Annotated in this window: 10 protein-coding genes; 3 read left to right on the top strand and 7 right to left on the bottom strand. The window is 55.6% G+C overall.

Annotated elements, in window-relative coordinates; genetic code table 11:
* Position 1: 1 nt before the first annotated feature.
* The 7 genes from dmsB to lrp all read right to left on the bottom strand — a co-directional run bounded on the left by dmsB (position 2) and on the right by lrp (position 11,378).
* Positions 2 to 619, bottom strand: a complete 618-nt coding sequence (gene dmsB, locus C2U53_RS18880; RefSeq protein ID WP_043000749.1) for a dimethylsulfoxide reductase iron-sulfur subunit DmsB — start codon at positions 617 to 619, stop codon at positions 2 to 4.
* 10 nt (positions 620 to 629) lie between these two features.
* On the bottom strand, positions 630 to 3,074 hold the full coding sequence (gene dmsA / locus C2U53_RS18875; RefSeq protein WP_044256344.1) for a dimethylsulfoxide reductase subunit A: 2,445 nt from the start codon (positions 3,072 to 3,074) through the stop codon (positions 630 to 632).
* 231 nt (positions 3,075 to 3,305) lie between these two features.
* The gene (gene serS, locus C2U53_RS18870; RefSeq protein ID WP_104446275.1) at positions 3,306 to 4,598 is read right to left on the bottom strand and encodes a serine--tRNA ligase; all 1,293 of its coding nucleotides are present in this window, start codon (positions 4,596 to 4,598) and stop codon (positions 3,306 to 3,308) included.
* 92 nt (positions 4,599 to 4,690) lie between these two features.
* The gene (gene rarA, locus C2U53_RS18865) at positions 4,691 to 6,034 is read right to left on the bottom strand and encodes a replication-associated recombination protein RarA (RefSeq protein WP_043001204.1); all 1,344 of its coding nucleotides are present in this window, start codon (positions 6,032 to 6,034) and stop codon (positions 4,691 to 4,693) included.
* Between the two features lie 8 nt (positions 6,035 to 6,042).
* On the bottom strand, positions 6,043 to 6,654 hold the full coding sequence (lolA, locus tag C2U53_RS18860; RefSeq protein ID WP_042320255.1) for an outer membrane lipoprotein chaperone LolA: 612 nt from the start codon (positions 6,652 to 6,654) through the stop codon (positions 6,043 to 6,045).
* A 111-nt stretch (positions 6,655 to 6,765) separates the two neighbouring features.
* Positions 6,766 to 10,749: a DNA translocase FtsK gene (gene ftsK / locus C2U53_RS18855; protein ID WP_104446274.1), complete on the bottom strand. Its 3,984-nt coding sequence runs from the start codon at positions 10,747 to 10,749 to the stop codon at positions 6,766 to 6,768.
* Positions 10,750 to 10,883: 134 nt separating this feature from the next.
* Positions 10,884 to 11,378, bottom strand: coding sequence for a leucine-responsive transcriptional regulator Lrp (lrp, locus tag C2U53_RS18850; RefSeq protein WP_000228469.1), 495 nt, complete (start codon positions 11,376 to 11,378; stop codon positions 10,884 to 10,886).
* A 546-nt stretch (positions 11,379 to 11,924) separates the two neighbouring features.
* Between lrp and trxB the strand changes: the two genes are divergently transcribed.
* The 3 genes from trxB to cydC all read left to right on the top strand — a co-directional run bounded on the left by trxB (position 11,925) and on the right by cydC (position 16,495).
* A complete protein-coding gene (trxB, locus tag C2U53_RS18840; RefSeq protein WP_043001206.1) occupies positions 11,925 to 12,893 on the top strand; it encodes a thioredoxin-disulfide reductase in 969 nt (322 codons plus the stop codon).
* A gap of 114 nt (positions 12,894 to 13,007) precedes the next feature.
* Positions 13,008 to 14,774, top strand: coding sequence for a cysteine/glutathione ABC transporter permease/ATP-binding protein CydD (cydD, locus tag C2U53_RS18835; RefSeq protein ID WP_043001207.1), 1,767 nt, complete (start codon positions 13,008 to 13,010; stop codon positions 14,772 to 14,774).
* A complete protein-coding gene (gene cydC, locus C2U53_RS18830) occupies positions 14,774 to 16,495 on the top strand; it encodes a cysteine/glutathione ABC transporter ATP-binding protein/permease CydC (RefSeq protein WP_104446273.1) in 1,722 nt (573 codons plus the stop codon). The genes cydD and cydC overlap by 1 nt, the downstream gene beginning before the upstream one ends.
* Positions 16,496 to 16,497: the final 2 nt, after the last annotated feature.

Genomic DNA, 16,497 nt, shown 5'->3' with positions numbered 1-16,497 from the left:
CTTACACCTCCTTCGGATTCGCCAGATAACCGGTGGTATCCCCGGTCGGGCGGCTGTTGGCATTCGGTTTGATCACAATACTCGGCTTCGTAAAGTGTGCGCCAGGCAGCGGAGCAACCGCCGCCAGATCGCCGTGTTTCTGACGCAGTTCGTCGACAGGACCGAAATCCAGCGCACGTAGCGGACAAGACTCGACACAGATCGGTTTCTTGCCTTCCGCCACCCGGTCATGACAGCCGTCGCATTTGGTCATGTGGCCTTTGGCGGCGTTGTACTGCGGCGCGCCGTACGGACAGGCCATATGGCAATAACGACAGCCGATGCAGACATCTTCATCCACCACCACAAAGCCGTCTTCCCGTTTGTGCATCGCCCCGCTCGGACAGACCTTGGTACAGGCCGGATCTTCACAGTGGTTACAGGCAATAGAGAGATAATAGGCAAACACGTTCTGGTGCCAGACGCCGTTGTCTTCCTGCCAGTCTCCGCCCGCATATTCATAAATGCGGCGGAAGCTGACATCCGGGGTTAAGTCTTTGTAATCTTTACAGGCCAGTTCGCAGGTTTTACAACCGGTGCAACGGCTGGAATCAATAAAAAATCCATACTGGGTTGTCATCGGTTACTCCTTACACCTTCTCAACCTGAACAAGGTTCGTATGTGACGGGTTCCCCTTCGCCAGAGGAGACGGGCGCTGGGTGGTCAATACGTTGATACAGCCCCCCTGGTCAATGCGTTTGGCATCCGGGTCATACCAGGCCCCTTCCCCTAGCGCAACCACACCCGGCATCATCCGCGGCGTCACTTTCGCCTCAATATGTAGCTCTCCGCGACCATTGAAGATGCGCACCTTGTCGCCATTACGGATACCGCGTTTTTGCGCGTCCAGCGGGTTGATCCACATCTCCTGGCGGCACGACGCCTTCAGGACATCCACGTTGCCATAGGTGGAGTGAACGCGAGATTTATAGTGGAAGCCCGTGAGCTGCAATGGATAATCTTTGGTCAACGGATCGTTGTAGTTCTCAAAACCTGGCGTGTAGATCGGCAATGGATCGATGACATCGCCTTCCGGTAGTTCCCAGGTGGCGGCAATCTTAGCCAGTTCCTGCGAGTAGATCTCGATTTTACCTGACGGCGTGGTCAACGGATTGGCCTGCGGATCGTCACGGAACGCCTTATAGGCCACGTGATGTCCTTCCGGATCGCGCTGCTTGAACAGACCCTGCTTACGGAATTCCTCAAAGGTCGGCAGCGCCGGAATAGCTTTACGCGACTGTTCGTACAGATGACGCATCCATTCTTCCTGAGTGCGTCCTTCGGTAAACTGCTGCTCGACACCCAGACGCTTCGCCAGCTCGCTGGTCATTTCATAGATGGTTTTGCATTCAAAACGCGGCTTAATGGCCTGATCGGCGAAAATCACATAAGACATATTCCCGCAGGAAGCATCCAGCGCGAAGTCCATCTGTTCAGAAGCCGTGCAGTCCGGCAGCAGGATATCGGCATACTTCGCTGACGACGTCATGTGGCAGTCGATGACGACAATCATTTCGCACTTCTTGTCATCCTGCAGGATGTCGTGCGTGCGGTTGATCTCTGAGTGCTGGTTGATAAGACAGTTACCGGCGTAGTTCCAGATCATCTTAATCGGCACGTCGAGTTTATCTTTGCCGCGCACGCCATCACGCAGCGCAGTCATTTCCGGACCACGTTCAATCGCGTCGGTCCACATAAACATCGAGATACTGGTTTCTACCGGGTTTTCCAGCGTTGGCATCCGTACAAATGGCAGACCGTAAGAGCCTTCACGTGCACCGCTGTTGCCGCCGTTGATCCCGACGTTACCGGTTAAAATGGCCAACATTGAAATGGCACGGGTGGCGATTTCACCGTTCGCATGGCGCTGCGGTCCCCATCCCTGGCTGATATAGGCTGGTTTTGCGCTGCCGATTTCTCGCGCCAGTTTGATAATACGGTCTGCCGGAATGCCGGTAATTTGCGCTGCCCACTCAGGCGTTTTTGGCGTACCGTCAGTCCCCTGCCCGAGAATATAAGCCTTATAGTGGCCATTCTTCGGCGCGCTGGCTGGCAACGTTTTCTCGTCGTAGCCCACACAGTACTTATCGAGGAACGGCTGATCGACCATATTCTCAGTAATCAGCACATAAGCCAGCGCATTCACCAGCGCCGCATCGGTACCCGGACGAATCGGGATCCATTCATCTTCACGACCGGCCCCGGTATCGGTATAGCGCGGATCGATAATAATCATCCGGGCATTCGATTTCTGTCGCGCCTGTTCCAGATAGTAGGTCACCCCACCGCCGCTCATACGGGTTTCGCCAGGGTTGTTACCGAACAGCACTACCAGCTTACTGTTTTCGATGTCCGATGGGCTGTTACCATCCGCCCAACCGCCATAGGTGTAGTTCAGACCCGCCGCGATTTGTGCGGAAGAGTAGTCGCCGTAGTGGTTCAAATAACCGCCGCAGCAGTTCATCAGACGCGCCACCAGGGTATTTCCCGGCGGCCAGGAACGGGTCATCGTACCGCCCAGCGTACCGGTGCCGTAGTTCAGATAGATAGACTCGTTACCGTAGTCTTTAATCAGACGCTGCATGTTGCTGGCGATGATGTCGTAAGCCTCATCCCAGGTGATGCGCTCGAATTTGCCTTCTCCGCGTTTACCGACGCGTTTCATCGGGTATTTCAGACGATCCGGGTTATAGACGCGACGACGCATGGAACGTCCACGCAGACAGGCACGCACCTGATGCAAACCGTCGTAGTTGTCATCACCGGTGTTGTCGGTTTCAACGTATTTGATTTCGCCATCCACAACATGCATGCGCAACGGGCAACGACTCCCGCAGTTTACGGTACAGGCGCTCCAGACGACTTTTTCGCTGGCTTGTGCCGGACTCAGGGCTTCGGCAGCATTAGCGATACGGGTAAATGGCAGGGTAAACGCGCTGCTGGCCATCGCCAGTCCGCCAATCGCCGTCGTTTTGACCAAACCGCGACGACTCACCTCCGCTGCCATCACGGCATCAGGGATCTTCGTTTTCATAAAGGCTCACTCTGCTTGCTTACAGTAAAAAACAGAAATTGATATTATTATTTGAGTAGTTAAGCAACGTTATATAGTTCTACATACAACGTATTTACAGGATAACAGTGCAAAATGCTGAATTTCATTCGAAAGTAATATTACCCCTAAGGGGGTAATGATTATTGTCCGGCGTCAAACAGGCATAAAAAAAGCGCCCAAAGGCGCTTTTTAGAAAGAGTGAAGCGAGGATTAACCGATATATTCCAGTTCGTTCATGTACGGACGCAACACTTCCGGCACTTCGATACGGCCATCAGCCTGCTGGTAGTTTTCCATCACCGCCACCAGCGTACGACCAACCGCCAGACCAGAACCGTTCAGAGTATGCACCAGACGGGTCTTTTTGTCGGACTTGCTGCGGCAGCGAGCCTGCATACGGCGCGCCTGGAAATCCCAGACGTTAGAGCAGGATGAAATCTCGCGGTAGGTATTCTGCGCCGGTACCCACACTTCCAGATCGTAGGTTTTGCATGCGCCAAAGCCCATGTCGCCGGTGCAAAGAATGATTTTGCGATAGGGCAGACCCAGCAGTTGCAGCACTTTTTCCGCATGACCGGTCATCTCTTCCAGCGCTGCCATTGAATCTTCCGGGCGGACGATCTGTACCATTTCAACTTTGTCGAACTGGTGCATACGGATCAGGCCACGGGTATCACGACCGTAGGAACCCGCTTCAGAGCGGAAGCACGGTGTGTGCGCCGTCATTTTGATCGGCAGTTGGTCTTCGTCGATGATCTCATCACGCACCAGGTTGGTCAGCGGCACTTCTGCCGTCGGAATCAACGCGTAGTTGCTGCTGTCAGCCTCTTCTTCCAGCGGACGCGTGTGGAACAGATCGCCGGCAAATTTCGGCAACTGCCCCGTGCCGTACAGGGTGTCATGGTTGACCAGATACGGCACATAGTTTTCGCTGTAGCCATGCTGTTCGGTATGCAGATCGAGCATAAATTGCGAGAGCGCACGGTGCATACGGGCAATCTGCCCTTTCATCACCACGAAGCGGGAACCCGTCAGCTTAACGGCAGCAGCGAAATCCAGACCGGAATGCATTTCGCCCAGCGTGACGTGATCGCGAACCTCAAAGTCGAACTCGCGCGGGGTACCCCAGCGGCTGACTTCAACGTTATCGTTCTCGTCTTTACCGACCGGCACTTCGTCTGCAGGCAGGTTAGGAATGGCCAGCGCGATATCGCGGATCTCAGCCTGTAAAACATCCAGCTCCGCTTTTGCGGCATCCAGCTCTTCGCCCAGTTTGTTCACTTCCAGACGTAAAGGCTCGATATCTTCCCCGCGCGCTTTCGCCTGGCCGATGGATTTCGATCGAGAGTTACGCTCTGCCTGCAGGTTTTCAGTATTGACCTGCAAAACTTTACGACGCTCTTCAAGAGCGCGCAGCTTATCTACATCCAGCTTAAAGCCCCGGCGTGCCAGTTTTTCAGCGACTGCGTCTGGCTCATTACGCAGCAGATTGGGATCGAGCATGCTTATCCTGTGCTTATCGAATTGAAATGGGAAAATGTGACCACAGCCTGCGGTCACAGGGATACAGTGCCAACATTACCGCAACGCCTGCGCTAACGGTAGCGTTTTATAGGGCTATTTTGATCCTGTCCGGCGAGCCAGGCGAGCTTTTCGCCAATCTTGCCCTCAAGACCTCTGTTTGTGGGGTGATAATAGCGTGTTTGCGCCATCTCCGGCGGGAAATATTCCTCACCTGCGGCATAAGCATTCGGTTCGTCATGTGCATAACGATATTCCTGGCCGTAACCCATCTCTTTCATCAACTTCGTCGGCGCATTGCGCAGATGAACAGGTACGTCATAGTCAGGACGTTCGCGGGCATCGGAGAGCGCCGCTTTAAAGGCGGTATACACCGCATTGCTTTTCGGTGCACAGGCCAGATAAACAATCGCCTGGGCGATGGCGCGCTCGCCTTCAGCAGGCCCCACACGCGTGAAGCAGTCCCAGGCGGAAATCGCCACCTGCATCGCACGCGGATCGGCATTGCCCACATCTTCGGAAGCAATCGCCAGGCAACGGCGCGCGACATACAGCGGATCCCCCCCTGCCGTAATGATTCGCGCATACCAGTAAAGTGCCGCATCCGGCGCGCTGCCGCGAACTGATTTATGCAATGCGGAAATGAGATCGTAGAAGCGGTCGCCTTTGTTATCAAAACGCGCGCTGCGCTCACCGGCGATTTCGGTCAACAATGCGGGAAGCAGTACTCGCTTGCCGCTATCATCCACTTCGGCCATATCAGCCATCATTTCCAGGGTGTTCAATGCGCGGCGCGCATCACCATTGACCAGTTCCGCGATGGCTTTGCGGGTATCATCCGGCAGAACGATATCCTGGCCACCATAGCCCCGCGCCTTGTCTTCCATCGCCTGACGGAGAACCTGTTCGATATCTTCCGTGGTCAGCGATTTGAGCAAATAGACGCGCGCCCGCGACAACAGCGCGGAATTCAGTTCAAACGACGGGTTTTCGGTGGTTGCCCCGATAAAGGTGATCGTGCCGTCTTCAATATGCGGTAAGAACGCATCCTGTTGGCTTTTATTAAAGCGATGAACTTCGTCAACAAACAGAATAGTGCGACGCCCGGCATGACGATTCTGACGGGCGCGTTCGATGGCTTCGCGGATCTCTTTCACGCCGGAGGTGACCGCCGATATCCGCTCAACGTCGGCATCGGCGTAGCGGGCAATCACTTCAGCGAGTGTCGTTTTCCCGGTTCCCGGCGGTCCCCACAAGATCATGGAGTGCAGATGTCCGGCTTCAATCGCACGCGGCAACGGTTTACCCGCAGCCAGCAGGTGCTGCTGACCAATATACTGCGCTAAATTTTCTGGCCGCATCCGCGCGGCCAGTGGCTGAAAGGTATTATCAGAAAAATCGAGCGACAGGTTGCTCACGCAGGCCTCTACTTACGTTGGTCGTCTACCGTTACGCCTTGCGGTGGAGTAAAGGTGAACTTCGATGCGTCAACGGTGCCATTCTGCTGTGATTTCAGCTGATAGCTGCTGCGCTGGTCATCCTGCTCCACGGCGCTGAACTGATGAATAGTCCCGTCACGGCCCACATTGATGGTGAACTGTTTCAGGTTACCGTTGCTGGTTTTCGGCGTCAGGACGAAGTCGTCACCGTTCTGCTTGATATTGTACTGTTGCCAGTCGCTGGACTGGTTGCGGGCAATCAGCATAAACGGCGTGTTGCCGGTGGCGTCTTTCAGCCAGGTCGCGGTGGCCTGCTCAACAAACGGGTTGAAGAACCACAGCGTTTTCCCATCAGAAACCAGAATGCTTTCATCAGGCTGCGTCATGTGCCAGTTAAACAGGTTCGGACGCTTCACCCACAAATCACCCTGACCTTCCTGAACAGCAGCGCCGCTGCCATCAGTCACTTTCTGTGTGAAGCTGGCGTGGAAGCTGCTTACTTTATCCAGGCGACTTTTCAGATCGCTGGCGGCATCCGCCCAAACGCTGCTTACCACGAATCCTGAGAGTAATGCACAGGTGATTGCGATTTTTTTCATTGTTATTCCTCAAAATACGTCACTCCCGACCGGGAGATCCCTCTGCTATCCATTCCAGGCCAAAAATCAGCGTGAGGAAAGAAGACAATACTGAATTACGTAACTTTGCACTTAGTCAAACGGTGGTGGCGCCAGCACTTCACGATTGCCGTTATGGCCTTGTTCGCTGACGATTCCCTGCGCTTCCATCTGTTCGATAATGCGCGCCGCACGGTTGTAGCCAATACGGAACTGGCGCTGTACGCCGGAGATGGACGCTTTACGTTTCTCTGTCACAAAGTTGACAGCCTGATCGAATAACGGATCCAGCTCTTCGCCACCGTCAAAGCCACCGCCGCCGCCTTCGCTTTCGCTGTCGGAGGTGATGCCATCCACATACTGCGGACGCCCACGCGCCTTCCAGTCCTGCACCACCGCATGCACTTCCTGGTCACGGACAAATGCGCCGTGAACACGCACCGGCATGGTGGAGTTTGGCCCGGAGTAAAGCATATCCCCCATCCCCAGCAGCGATTCTGCACCGCCCTGATCGAGGATAGTACGCGAGTCAATCTTACTGGACACGGTGAAGGCAATACGTGTCGGTATGTTGGCTTTAATAAGACCGGTAATGACGTCAACCGATGGACGCTGTGTCGCCAGCACCAGGTGGATCCCGGCCGCACGGGCTTTTTGCGCCAGTCGGGCAATCAGCTCTTCAACTTTCTTACCGACGGTCATCATCAGGTCGGCAAATTCGTCAACCAGTACAACGATATACGGCAGTTTTTCCAGTACCGGATGCTGCGCATCCATACTGTCGCCCGGTTTCCAGTACGGGTCCGGAATTGGACGTCCCATCCGCGCGGCTTCGGCTATCTTCTCGTTGTAACCCGCAAGATTACGCACGCCCAGCGCAGACATCAGCTTGTAACGGCGTTCCATCTCGTTAACGCTCCAGCGCAGGGCGTTGGCGGCGTCTTTCATATCCGTGACGACTTCCGTCAGCAGATGCGGAATGCCTTCGTAAACCGACAGCTCCAGCATTTTCGGGTCGATCATGATGAAACGAACGTCTTCCGGCTGCGCCTTGTAAAGCATGCTGAGGATCATGGCGTTCACCCCAACCGATTTACCCGAACCGGTTGTTCCCGCCACCAGCAGGTGCGGCATTTTCGCCAGATCGGCTACCACCGGATCGCCGGCAATATCTTTACCCAACACGACGGTCAGCGGCGACGGGTTTTCACGGAACTTCGCGTTATCCAGCACTTCACGCAGGTAAACGGTCTGCCGTTTTTTGTTCGGCAATTCCAGGCCTACGTATGGTTTACCCGGAATCACTTCCACCACGCGCACCGCGACAGTCGACAACGAACGCGCCAGGTCACGAGAAAGGTTGGAAATACGCGCCGCTTTCACACCCGGCGCCAGATTCAGTTCAAAACGGGTGATCACCGGACCTGGCGAGTAATTCACCACATCGGCCTTGATGCGGAAATCAGCCAGGCGAGCTTCAACCAGGCGCGCCATTTGTTCCAGCGCGAAGGTATCAACCGGCTCCACTTCACTCGGTGGCTGCGTCAGCAGATCCAGTGAAGGCAGTGGCGTCGTCGGTTTCTGCAGCGGACGGCTGTCACCATTGCGCATCAGCAGCGGGTGAATCAGGCTTTCCTGCGGCTGAGGTGCAGCAGGTTGCTGCGGCGCTACCAGCTGTTGCGGCTGCTGATACTGTGGCTGCGGAGCTACCGGCTGTTGTGGCTGTTGATACTGCGGCTGCGGCGCTACCGGCTGTTGTGACTGTTGATACTGTGGCTGCGGCGCTACCGGCTGTTGCGGCTGCTGATACTGCGGCTGTGGCGCTACCGGCTGTTGCGGCTGCTGATACTGCGGCGTTGTGGGTGGCTGAACAGGCGCAGACTCCGGCATAACGCCCGGTGTAAACAGCGGCTCATGCGGGCCGTTATCGACCAGCGTTTTCATGGGTGAAAACTCAAAATCATCCAGCGAGAATGGATTCGCTCCGGCAGGTTGCTCACCGGCGTAGCGCTGTTGCTGTGAAGAGGCAAACTGGCGCGCCAGTTCAGCTTCCGCAGCGGCATCTTCATCGTCGGCCTGCGTCGCCTCATGCTGATACTCGTCGCCATAACGACTTTGCTGTGACTGAGCAAACTGACGAGCCAGTTCGTCCTGTTGCATGGCGTCGATTTCATCATCGCTATACTGCGGATCGTGTTGACCGGCTTCACGCGCTCTCTCCTCAGCCATACGCTGAGAAGGCAATTTAATACCATACGATGCCAGCTCACGGCGTGTCGGTACACGTACGCGATTGGGACGAGGCAGTTGCGGGCCAATCCCTTCTTTCACCTGCGGACGCGGCGCTCCGCCATTCGCGAGGCTGAAGACTGGCGCTGCAGCTGCCGCAGTCGCACCGGCTGATAAGGTCGCATCCTTCACGCTTGCAGCGATCGGCGCAATGGTCGCAGCGGTGTCAACAGGCGGTATAGAAGGCGCAGTTGACGGTGCAGGAACCACCGGTTCCGGCGCGTTAACAGGTTCAGGAATCGGCTGATACCACGCGGCCAGTTGCTCACGTTCACGCGCACGCTTCTCTTCCACTTCTTCAAAGTAGTACAGCGGCGGGCGCGCAGGTTTTGTCTCTTCGACTACCGGCTCAGGCTCAGTAATCGGAGCTTGCGGAACCACAGGTTCCTGTGGCGATAAAGGCTCCGGCTGATACGCTGGCTGATGATAAACCGGCTGCTGGACAGGCTCGGGTTGATAAACCGGCTCGGGCTGCCAGGGTTGCTCTACCGTAGCTTGCGGTTGCTGCCACGGTTGTTGCGGTACGCCTGGCTGCGGATAACCAGCTTCAGGAGCCACAGACGCAGCATTTTGCGGTTCAGTCGGAACAGGCTGTTGCCATGTCTCATACTGCGCCTGCTGCGGCTGCGCGTACGGGTTGTGCGACGGATAGCCTTCCGGCGCAGGAGCAATCACCGGCTCGCCGGTTTGCGGGCCTGGTACGGGTTGCCATGCAACCGCAGGTTGTACAGGAACGGTTTCTGCGCCTGGTACGGGCGGCGTTTGCATAATCGGATCGACCGGCGCAGCCCAGGCCTGAGTCGCAGCCGTAGCAGCCGCCGCAGCGGCGACGGGTTCGGTCACCGAATGACCGTTTAACAGCGGATCGTATTCATCATATTCCGGCTGTGTCGCACGATGCCCGGAGAACAGCACATCGCCAGGATCGGCCGCGACGCCGCGCGCGCTGTAGGCTATCTCATCGTCATCATCCATGCGTCTGCCGGAGAAGAGCGCCGCATCCGTCTGACGGCCATGCGGATTGATAAATTTTTCAGCCAGACGTTTACGGCGCGCCAGCGCACCGCGAAGAATACGCGCCCGACGGGATTCACGTTTCCCGCCCTCGACTTCATCTTCATACTCTTCATCGTCTTCGTATTCGTCGTCTTCTACCCAGGTATCATCACGACGGGTACGGTTGCTGGCAAAGGTCAGAATATTGAGCAGCCAGCCGCCAAGTTTTTCGGCGATGCTAACCCAGGACCAGCCGGTAAAGAGCGTCAGCCCTGCCGCCCACACGCATAGAAGCGTAATGGTGCCACCACTGCTGTGCAGCAGCGGTTGCAGCGTGGTACTCAACAGACTGCCAATCACCCCGCCGGAGGCGAAGTACCAGATGTCATCGGCATTAATAGCGGCCAGACCACAGGAGGTAAGGATAAGCGCCAGCACGCCAATGATGCGCAGCGAGACGGCAAAATAGTCGATATAGTCATCGGTCGCCTGGTGACGCCAGGCAAACCAGCAGCCGCCCACAATGATGACAGGAATGGTGTACGCCATTATCCCAAAGATAAAGAACAGGGTATCCGCCAGCCATGCCCCCGGCGCCCCGCCCAAATTATGGATAGGCTCATGCCAGGCCGTTTGCGACCAACTGGGATCAGAAGGATTAAAGCTCAGTAAGGCTGCCATCAGCCAGACGGCAAAAAGGGCAATAAGAATCAGCAACGCCTCCAGAAGTCGGCGCCCGCTGCTTAACTTTGTCAATGTGACTTCTTTGTCTTCAGTGTATTCCTGGCTCAAAAAAGGCTCTCCAGGTTTCGGGCTTTTCCTGCCCGATGCTAAAACGGACAACAGCACCGGGTTACCCCGGCACTGTTGCTGTATGGATTAACAGGAGTGTAATCAAAATACGCCGATTTTGCACCTGTTCCGTATTAGCGCGTCTTAATAACCAGACGATTACTCTGTTTGACTTCTTCCATTACCACGTAAGTACGGGTGTCATTGACGCCAGGCAGACGCAGCAGGGTTTCCCCCAGCAGCTTACGGTAAGCTGACATGTCCGGCACACGTGTTTTCAACAGGTAGTCGAAATCGCCAGACACCAAATGACACTCTTGAATTTCTTCAAGTTTTTGTACTGCGGCGTTGAATTGTTCAAACACATCCGGAGCGCCACGATTCAGAGTAATCTCAACAAATACCAGAAGTGATGCATCCAGATAATGCGGGTTTAACAGCGCTGTATAGCCCTGAATGAAACCCTGTCTTTCCAGACGACGCACACGCTCAAGGCAGGGCGTCGGGGAAAGTCCCACTCGTTTAGAAAGCTCGACGTTAGAAATACGCCCATCCTTTTGCAGCTCATTAAGAATGTTACGATCAATACGGTCGAGATCTTTGCCAGGGCGCTTCTTGCTATCTACCATTATTATTGTCTCTCTGTATTCCTTCCCTACTCCTGCCTGACTCATCAAACATCATTGTCGAGAGTCGATGCCCATCACAATAGACCGAACCCAAGAGGATTAGCGGCGCGCAATGCCTGGGTCTATAGTGAGAAGACCGTTGCCTGACGGCAGCTATCGACATCACGAATGGCGTCTGTCCACACCATGCGTAGATTTCGCTAGCCCGGTAAACATGGTATTTATATGCATGATTATGCGGCACACACACAACACTGTTTTTTTCTTCCTCGAATGTTTTCGCAAAACAGCAGGTGATTGTCAAAGCAAAACATCGATTTTTAGTACAACATGCCAGTTATTCATTAGGCGTTAAGATGATTCATCATTTTATCACCTTATAACTGAGGGATTTTAAGTAGAATTCGTTATGGCGTGACTGCAGATTTGTTCACTCATTGGCCTCGTCTATTCCACAAATTGTTAACAAAATCGCTATACCCTTTTTTTACGCCGTCAAATTCCCTACAATCCAGCCCATTGCCTGCCAACAACAATGAGGATCTCATGGGCACGACCAAACACAGTAAACTGCTTATCCTGGGTTCCGGCCCGGCGGGATATACCGCAGCGGTCTATGCTGCGCGCGCAAACCTGCAGCCGGTACTGATTACCGGTATGGAAAAAGGCGGTCAACTGACCACCACCACAGAAGTGGAAAACTGGCCGGGCGATCCGAATGATCTGACCGGACCACTGCTGATGGAACGTATGCACGAGCATGCGACTAAGTTTGAAACCGAGATCATCTTCGATCACATCAATAAAGTGGACCTGCAAAACCGTCCGTTCCGTCTGATCGGTGACAGTGCAGAGTACACCTGTGATGCGCTAATCATCGCTACCGGTGCGTCCGCTCGTTATCTCGGTCTGCCGTCAGAAGAGGCATTCAAAGGCCGTGGCGTTTCTGCCTGCGCTACCTGCGACGGTTTTTTCTATCGTAACCAGAAAGTCGCGGTTATCGGTGGCGGTAACACAGCCGTCGAAGAAGCGCTGTATCTGGCAAACATCGCCTCTGAAGTTCACCTGATTCACCGTCGTGACGGCTTCCGCGCGGAAAAAATTCTGATTAAGCGTCTGATGGACAAAGTGGAGAACGGCAACATCGTGTTGCACACCCACCGCACGCTGGAAGAAGTGACTGGCGATCAGATGGGCGTCACGGGTCTGCGCCTGCGTGATACGCAGAATGCGGACAACATTGAGTCGCTGGATGTCGCAGGGCTGTTTGTTGCCATCGGCCACAGCCCGAACACGGCGATTTTCGAAGGACAGCTTGAGCTGGAAAACGGCTACATTAAAGTGCAGTCCGGGAGTCACGGTAACGCGACCCAGACCAGCATCCCGGGCGTCTTTGCTGCGGGCGACGTGATGGACCACATTTACCGTCAGGCTATCACCTCCGCAGGCACCGGTTGTATGGCTGCGCTGGATGCTGAACGCTACCTCGACGGTTTAGCCGACGCGTGCAAATAGTTTTTACAAATCAGCAACAAAAGTAAATAAGGCGACTATAGGTCGCCTTTATTTTTGCCCCGTTGTAACATTGCCCTGGCAAAAAATTCTGATAACTCACCTGCAAAGCGCGCAATGAATAAAACTCGTCAACAAGAGCTAACCCGCTGGTTAAAACAGCAAAGTGTCATTTCCCAACGCTGGCTTATGATTTCCCGTCTGCTGGGGTTTGTGAGTGGCGTACTGATTGTCGCTCAGGCCTGGATCATGGCTCGCATTCTGCAACATATGATCATGGAAAATATCCCGCGCGAGGCGTTGCTGTTGCCATTTGTCGTGCTGGTGCTGATCTTTATCCTCCGTGCCTGGGTCGTCTGGTTACGCGAACGCGTCGGATTCCATGCGGGCCAACACATCCGGTTTGAGATCCGCCGCCAGGTGCTCGACCGCCTGCAACAGGCCGGTCCGGCGTGGATCCAGGGAAAACCCGCAGGAAGCTGGGCCACGCTGGTGCTGGAACAGATTGACGATATGCACGACTACTACGCTCGTTATCTGCCGCAGATGGCGCTGGCGGTGTGTGTGCCCATCCTGATTGTCGCGGCTATTTTTCCGTCAAACTGGGCCGCCGCGTTGATCCTTCTCGGCACCGCGCCGCTGATCCCTCTGTTCATGGCGATGGTCGGTATGGGCGCTGCTGATGCTAACCGGCGTAATTTCCTCGCCCTGGCGCGTCTGAGCGGACATTTCCTCGATCGCTTACGCGGAATGGAGACCCTGCGCATTTTTGGCCATGGTGAAGCTGAAACCGAAAGCATTCGCGTCGCCTCGCAAGATTTCCGCCAGCGTACGATGGAAGTCTTGCGCCTTGCCTTTTTATCCTCGGGCGTACTGGAGTTTTTTACCTCGCTTTCCATTGCGCTGGTCGCGGTTTACTTTGGTTTTTCCTACCTCGGCGAACTTAATTTCGGCCACTACGGCACGGGCGTCACGCTGGCAGCAGGCTTCCTCGCCCTTATTCTGGCCCCTGAGTTTTTCCAGCCGCTGCGCGATTTGGGGACGTTTTATCACGCTAAAGCACAGGCAGTTGGCGCGGCAGACAGCCTGAAGACTTTTATGGAAACGCCGCTCGCCCATCCTGAACAAGGTGATGTGGAACTATCCACGCAAGAACCTGTTTCCATTGACGCCGTCGATCTCATCATTACATCGCCAGAAGGTAAGACCCTGGCGGGACCACTGAACTTCTCCCTCGCTGCCGGGCAGCGTGTCGTGCTGGTCGGTCGCAGCGGTTCGGGTAAGAGTTCTCTGCTGAATGCGCTTTCCGGCTTCCTCTCTTATCAGGGATCGCTGCGCATTAACGGGGTGGAACTTCGCGATTTGTCGCCAGAGTCCTGGCGTAAGCATCTCTCCTGGGTGGGGCAAAACCCGCAGTTGCCCGCGGCGACGATACGGGAAAACGTTCTTCTGGCTCGCCCGAATGCCAGTGAGCAAGAGTTGCGTGCCGCGCTCGACAGCGCCTGGGTCAGTGAATTCCTGCCGCTGTTACCACAGGGCGTGGATACGCCCGTTGGCGATCAGGCCGGATGTCTGTCCGTTGGTCAGGCGCAACGCGTGGCAGTAGCTCGTGCACTCCTTAATCCCTGCAAGTTGCTGCTGCTGGATGAGCCGGCTGCCAGCCTGGATGCCCATAGCGAACAGCGGGTCATGCAGGCGCTGAAAGCCGCCTCAAAACGCCAGACCACCCTGATGGTCACGCACCAGCTTGAAGATCTGGCTGACTGGGACACGATTTGGGTGATGCAGGACGGACAGATTATCGAACAGGGCTCCTGGGCCGAACTGAGTACCGCCAATGGCGCATTTGCGACGCTGTTGGCCCATCGTCAGGAGGAAATCTAATGCGCGCGCTACTGCCTTATCTGACGCTCTATAAACGTCACAAATGGATGTTAACGCTGGGCATCGTGCTGGCGATCATCACCCTGCTCGCCAGCATTGGCCTGCTGACGCTGTCCGGCTGGTTCCTCTCTGCGTCAGCCGTCGCGGGCTTTGCCGGTATCTACAGTTTTAACTATATGCTGCCTGCCGCAGGCGTGCGCGGTGCGGCTATTACCCGGACTGCCGGACGCTATTTTGAGCGGCTGGTCAGCCATGATGCCACCTTCCGCGTGCTGCAACATTTACGTATTCACACCTTCAGCAAGCTGCTGCCGCTCTCCCCTGCCGGGCTGGTTCGTTATCGTCAGGGTGAACTGTTGAACCGCATTGTGGCGGATGTGGATACGCTGGATCACCTCTACCTGCGCGTCATCTCCCCCCTGGTGGGAGCCTTCGTGGTGATTATGGTTGTGACGATCGGTCTGAGCGTGCTGGATGTCACCCTCGCCTGCACCCTCGGCGGCGTGATGCTGCTGACGCTGTTTATTATGCCGCCGGTGTTTTATCGCGCCGGGAAAACCACCGGACAAAACCTGACGCACCTGCGCGGACAGTATCGCCAGCAGTTGACCTCATGGTTACAGGGTCAGGCTGAACTGACCATTTTCGGCGCCAGCGACCGCTACCGCGCACAGATGGAGGCCACCGAGTTACAGTGGCACGAAGCGCAGCGCCGCCAGTCTGAACTGACGGCACTGTCACAGGCGCTGATGTTGCTCATCGGTGCCATTGCCATTTTGCTGATGTTGTGGATGTCGGCAGGCGGCGTAGGGGATAACGCTCAGCCTGGCGCGCTGATTGCCCTGTTTGTCTTTTGCGCGCTGGCAGCATTTGAAGCGCTGGCTCCGGTTACCGGCGCATTCCAGCATCTGGGACAGGTCATCGCCTCCGCCATGCGGATCACCGAACTGACCGAACAGAAGCCGGAAGTCACTTTCCCGACTGACGTATCCGACGTCCCGGATCAGGTCACTCTGACGCTGCGTGACGTTTCATTCAGCTACCCCGAACAGGCGCAAAAGGCGCTGGATTCGCTCTCCCTGCAGGTGAATCCAGGCGAGCATATCGCCATTCTTGGGCGCACCGGGTGCGGTAAATCGACATTACTCCAACTGCTCACGCGCGCGTGGGATCCGCAGCAGGGCGAGATCCTGCTCAACGGTTGTTCGATTGCAACCTTGAATGAAGCGACGCTGCGCAAGACCATCAGCGTTGTGCCGCAGCGCGTGCACTTATTCAGCGCCACCCTGCGCGACAACCTGCTGCTTGCGGCACCTGACGCCAGTGACGACCAGCTGACAGACACGCTGCGCCGCGTCGGGCTGGAGAAACTCCTGGACGATGCTGGCCTCAACAGTTGGCTGGGCGAAGGCGGTCGTCAGCTATCCGGTGGCGAACTGCGTCGTCTGGCGATCGCCCGTGCGCTTTTGCACGATGCGCCGCTGATGCTGCTTGATGAACCGACGGAAGGCCTGGATGCGACGACCGAAAGCCAAATGCTTGAATTGCTGGCAGAGGTGATGCGCGATAAAACGTTACTGATGGTGACGCATCGCCTGCGCGGGCTCGCGCGTTTTGATCAAATAATAGTGATGGACAACGGCCAAATTATTGAGCAAGGTAATCACGCAGATCTGTTAGCGCGGCAGGGTCGTTATTACCAGTTTAAGCAAGGTCTGTAAGC

The sequence above is a fragment of the Citrobacter sp. CFNIH10 genome, assembly GCF_002934585.1.
Taxonomy (GTDB): domain Bacteria; phylum Pseudomonadota; class Gammaproteobacteria; order Enterobacterales; family Enterobacteriaceae; genus Citrobacter_A; species Citrobacter_A amalonaticus.
Note: the sequence above shows the minus strand (reverse complement) of the source record. Positions and strands in the feature narration are given on the sequence as shown.

Excerpts from the sequence above, each read along its gene's own strand:
- lrp (WP_000228469.1), bottom strand. The coding sequence starts at position 11,378 with ATGGTAGATAGCAAGAAGCGCCCTGGCAAAGATCTCGACCGTATTGAT.
- lolA (WP_042320255.1), bottom strand. The coding sequence starts at position 6,654 with ATGAAAAAAATCGCAATCACCTGTGCATTACTCTCAGGATTCGTGGTA.
- trxB (WP_043001206.1), top strand. The coding sequence starts at position 11,925 with ATGGGCACGACCAAACACAGTAAACTGCTTATCCTGGGTTCCGGCCCG.
- dmsA (WP_044256344.1), bottom strand. The coding sequence starts at position 3,074 with ATGAAAACGAAGATCCCTGATGCCGTGATGGCAGCGGAGGTGAGTCGT.
- cydC (WP_104446273.1), top strand. The coding sequence starts at position 14,774 with ATGCGCGCGCTACTGCCTTATCTGACGCTCTATAAACGTCACAAATGG.
- dmsB (WP_043000749.1), bottom strand. The coding sequence starts at position 619 with ATGACAACCCAGTATGGATTTTTTATTGATTCCAGCCGTTGCACCGGT.
- cydD (WP_043001207.1), top strand. The coding sequence starts at position 13,008 with ATGAATAAAACTCGTCAACAAGAGCTAACCCGCTGGTTAAAACAGCAA.
- serS (WP_104446275.1), bottom strand. The coding sequence starts at position 4,598 with ATGCTCGATCCCAATCTGCTGCGTAATGAGCCAGACGCAGTCGCTGAA.